The sequence below is a fragment of the Candidatus Latescibacterota bacterium genome (assembly GCA_019038625.1).
Taxonomy (GTDB): domain Bacteria; phylum Krumholzibacteriota; class Krumholzibacteriia; order Krumholzibacteriales; family Krumholzibacteriaceae; genus JAGLYV01.
The window spans coordinates 1-4,472 of record JAHOYU010000159.1; the positions used below are offsets into that span (position 1 = coordinate 1).

General features: G+C 53.8%; 7 protein-coding genes. All 7 read left to right on the forward strand.

What is annotated here, in order from left to right; genetic code table 11:
- Positions 1-951: hypothetical protein (locus tag KOO63_11880; protein ID MBU8922508.1), on the forward strand; the 951-nt coding region annotated here is incomplete at its 5' end.
- 60 nt (positions 952-1,011) lie between these two features.
- Entirely contained in the window at positions 1,012-2,148 is a 1,137-nt protein-coding gene (gene sucC / locus KOO63_11885; protein MBU8922509.1) for an ADP-forming succinate--CoA ligase subunit beta, read from the forward strand.
- A gap of 18 nt (positions 2,149-2,166) precedes the next feature.
- Entirely contained in the window at positions 2,167-3,036 is an 870-nt protein-coding gene (sucD, locus tag KOO63_11890) for a succinate--CoA ligase subunit alpha (protein MBU8922510.1), read from the forward strand.
- A gap of 15 nt (positions 3,037-3,051) precedes the next feature.
- Positions 3,052-3,456, forward strand: a complete 405-nt coding sequence (gene ndk / locus KOO63_11895) for a nucleoside-diphosphate kinase (GenBank protein ID MBU8922511.1) — start codon at positions 3,052-3,054, stop codon at positions 3,454-3,456.
- Positions 3,457-3,489: 33 nt separating this feature from the next.
- The gene (locus tag KOO63_11900) at positions 3,490-4,005 is read left to right on the forward strand and encodes a DUF177 domain-containing protein (protein ID MBU8922512.1); all 516 of its coding nucleotides are present in this window, start codon (positions 3,490-3,492) and stop codon (positions 4,003-4,005) included.
- A gap of 30 nt (positions 4,006-4,035) precedes the next feature.
- Positions 4,036-4,224 carry a 50S ribosomal protein L32 gene (rpmF, locus tag KOO63_11905; protein ID MBU8922513.1) on the forward strand — a complete coding sequence of 63 codons (189 nt, stop codon included), beginning with the start codon at positions 4,036-4,038 and terminating at the stop codon, positions 4,222-4,224.
- Positions 4,225-4,310: 86 nt separating this feature from the next.
- A partial coding sequence (locus KOO63_11910) for a hypothetical protein (GenBank protein MBU8922514.1) occupies positions 4,311-4,472 on the forward strand: 162 nt, incomplete at its 3' end.

Consider the following 4,472-nt stretch of genomic DNA (forward strand, 5'->3'; position numbering starts at 1 on the left):
ATCTCGATCTGTGCCACAAGGACCGGTTGTGGCAAGAGCCAGACGACAAGGACTGTCGCAAAGCTTTTCCTGGACGCCGGAAAGAAAGTCGCCGCGATCAGGCATCCGATGCCTTACGGTGACCTGGTCGCGCAGAAGGTGCAGCGTTTCGGTTCGATCGAGGACCTGAAGAAGCACAAGTGCACGATCGAGGAGATGGAAGAGTACGAACCTCACATCGTCAACGGTGTCATCATATATGCCGGTGTGGATTACGAGGCTATCCTCCGCGAGGCGGAGAAGGAAGCCGATATCATCCTCTGGGACGGCGGAAACAACGACATGTCGTTCTATCTGCCCGATCTGAATATCGTGGTAGCCGATCCGCACAGGCCGGGACATGAACTCGACTACTATCCCGGCTTCGCGAACCTTCTTATGGCGGACGTCGTGGTCATCAACAAGATCGACACGGCGGACCTCGAGGGAATAGAGGATGTCAGAGAGAATATCGCCGAGTTCAACCCGAACGCGATAATCGTTGATGCTGCCTCACCTCTGCGCGTAGAGAATGCAGATCTGATCAGGGGCAAAAAGGTCCTCTGTGTAGAGGACGGCCCGACACTGACTCACGGCGGGATGCCTTACGGCGCCGGTGTCATGGCCGCGCTGAAGTTCGGTGCAGCCGAACTGGTAGATCCCAGGCCATGGGCAACTGGCAAGCTGGCCAGGACCTTCGAGAGATATCCCGATGTAGGCACGCTTCTGCCGGCCATGGGATACGGTGACGAGCAGATCAAGGATCTTGAGACTACGATCAACAATGTAGAATGCGATGCTGTCATCATCGGCACTCCGATCGATCTCGGCAGGATCATCGACATAAAACAGCCGTCAGTGAGGGTCAGCTACGATCTCGACGAGATCGGCCATCCTACCCTTGCCGATGTTCTGAAGGATTATCTGAAGTAGATAAATGACTTTCAGTGAGTGACGTGAGTCGCCTAAATAAATAGATAGCGGAGGTCTTAATTGAAGATCCATGAGGTTGACGCAAGAGGGATATTTGCCGGCGCGGGACTTCCCGTGCCACCAAGCATCCTGATAACAGAGCCCGCGGAGGCCAGGGGGGCAGCCGAAGAACTCGGTTGCCCGGTCGTGGTCAAATCGCAGGTCCTGGTCGGTGGAAGAGGCAAGGCAGGTGGGGTGAAGCTGGCCTCGACTCCCGAAGAAGCTGTTGAAAAAGCCGGGGCGATACTGGGGATGGATATCAAGGGGCTGACGGTGGAGAAAGTCCTTATCGCCAAAGCGGTCGATATCTCCGAGGAGTTCTATGTCGGGATGGTCTACGACCGTGTCACGCGCAAGCCATTGATGATGATCTCTCCTGCCGGAGGGATCGATATCGAGGAAGTCGCCAGGACCACTCCAGAGAAGATACTGAAGGAAGCGATCGATCCCCTGTCAGGGATACTGCCATTTCAGTTGAGGAAGATGTCGGCCTTTTTAACGTCGGACAGGGCTGTCGCTAAACAGCTGGCTCCCGTTTTTAAGGGCCTTTTCAGAGCGTTTATGGAAGTCGACTCATCGCTCGCAGAGATAAACCCTCTTGTCGTCAGTCCTGACGGGAAGGTATGGGCGATCGATGCCAAGATCAATATCGACGATAACAGCCTCTACAGGCACGCCGCATTGGAAGCGATGAGGGACGATTCTTCGGAAGATCCCGGTGAAGTGGAAGCCCGTGACTCGGACCTTTCATTCGTCAAACTCGATGGGAAGATAGGTTGTATAGTGAACGGGGCCGGACTGGCGATGGCGACGATGGATATGATCAAGTATTTCGGCTCAGAGCCGGCGAACTTCCTCGATATCGGTGGAAGTTCCAGTCCCGAGAAAGTACTCGCTGCGATGAAGATAATCGTGCGCGACCCCGGGGTTAAAGCGATCCTTATCAATATATTTGGCGGTATCACCCGATGCGACGACGTAGCCAACGGTCTGCTTCAGGCGAAGAAAGACCTGGGAGTGGATATTCCCCTGGTCGTCAGGTTGACCGGGACTAACGCCGAGGAGGCGAGGGCCATCCTCGAAGGTACGGAACTGGTTCCGGCCGCGACGATGGAAGAAGGCGTCAAGAAGGCGATCGAGATCGCCAGCGCTTCATAAAATGAAAGGAAGCTCGAATTGAGTATTCTTGTCGATAAGAACACGAAATTGATCGTCCAGGGGATCACGGGCAGGGATGGAGGTTTCCATACCAGCCAGATGGTAGCCTATGGGACGAATGTCGTCGGTGGAGTGACTCCCGGCAAGGGTGGTCAGAAGACCGATGACGGGGTGCCGGTATTCAATACGATGGAAGAGGCGGTCCGCGAGACTGGTGCTGATACCAGTGTCATTTATGTGCCGGCCCCTTTCGCCGCGGACGCTATATGCGAAGCTTCCGACGCAGGCGTCGAGCTGGTCGTCTGTATTGCCGAGGGCATACCGGTCAAGGATATGGTCAGGGCACTTCCATACGTGCGTGAACGGGGTACGACTGTCGTCGGCCCGAATTGTCCCGGAGTGATCTCGCCAGGTAAGGCGAAGGTCGGGATCATGCCAGGGAATATTCACAAAGAAGGTAAGGTGGGAGTCGTATCAAGAAGTGGCACCCTCACTTACGAAGTCGTTTATCATTTAACTCAGAACGGTTTGGGCCAGTCCACATGTCTGGGAATCGGGGGAGATCCGGTGATCGGTACGAACCTTCTCGACGCGATGGCTCTCTTTGCCGATGACGACGAGACTGAAGTGGTCGTCCTGATCGGTGAGATCGGTGGAAACGACGAAGAAAAGGCGGCAGAGATCATAAAGAACGGCTATCCCAAAAAGGTGGCCGCGTTCATAGCAGGCAGGACCGCTCCTCCTGGCAAGAGGATGGGACACGCGGGAGCGATAGTGACGGGTGGTACGGGAACGGCGGCTGAAAAGGTCGAAGCGTTCAAGTCTGCTGGAGTGGAAGTAGCGGAGATCCCGGCTGAAATAGCTGAAATAGTATCCAGACTGATATAGATATTGGAGGAAGAGTTGGAAAAGACATACCTGATGATCAAGCCGGAGATGGTCAAGGCCGGAAAACAGGGTGAGCTGATTGAATTTGTCCAGAGAAACGGTTTTGTGATCACGAAGATGAAACAGTTCCGATTCAACGCGGAAAGAGCTGGGGAATTCTACGGCGTACATCGCGAAAAACCTTTCTTTAACGATCTTGTCCAGTATATTACTTCGGGCGAAGTCGTCGGGCTGCAGCTTGAGAAAGATAACGCGATCAAACTGGTCAGGGAACTGGTCGGAGCGACCGATCCGGCGAATGCGAGCCCGGGTACGATACGGTATATTTACGGAGCAAGTCTCCAGACGAATGCCGTGCATGCCTCTGATTCACCGGAGTCGGTGGAAAAAGAGCTTGCTATCGTATTTCCCGAAGATTAATATAAATGCCTTATGGAAAAGGATATTATAAAGATGCAATTGGATCTTGCTCATGTGGAGGAGCGGGAATCCTTTTCCTTTGATGAGAGGTTCGAAATACCCTCGGCAGAGGGTGGCAAGATGGAGTGCCGGGTCCTTGTCACGGCTGATGTAACGAGGACCGGAAGCCGTTACCTTCTCCGGGCTGCGATAGAAGGGGTAATCAGGACCGATTGCAGCAAATGTCTCGAACTTTTCGATTACAGGATCGAAACGGGTTTCGACCTGGTGTTTCAGGGTGGGGCAAGCGTACAGATACCGGAGGACCTGGAAGAAGACGATTTTATCGTACTTACCGGCGAGAACGAATACTGCTACGATATCTTCCCTCGTTTGAGGGAAGCAGTCGTGCTGGATTTACCGATAAGGTATCTCTGCAGCGAGGATTGTTCCGGGATATGCCCCGGCTGCGGAGAGAATCTGAATAATGCAGACTGCAAATGTAATGTGACGGAAGGCGACTCAAGATGGTCGTCGCTGAAGAAGCTCTTGAAGGAGCAGGACGAATAAGTAAAGTCCCGGGAACCGGGAGGAGTTAAAATGGCAGTTCCAAAAAGAAGGACATCGAAGTCCAAGAAAAACATGAGAAGGTCGCACTGGAAAGCTTCCAGCCCCGCGCTGTCTGAGTGCTCGCATTGTCATCAGTCGAAGCAGCCTCATACTGTCTGCCCGAATTGCGGCTACTATGCCGGTCGGGAAGTTATCAAGCCGGTCGTCAAGGAAGAATAAGTGGTCTCAGATGACCTGACGGAAATACTCGATACAGGCTCCGCCGGACAGGTGGAGCCTCGTTCGAGTCTCTCCCGGGAGTCAAGATGAGGATAGCACTGGATGCGATGGGTGGCGACAAGGCCCCCGAAGAGATCATCGATGGAGCGGTAGAAGCAGTCGCTACTGCTGCCGGTAGATTCGAAGTGGTCCTGGTTGGCCAGAAGAAGGTCATTGAGGATTACATGACCGGGCGTTCGTTTTCACGC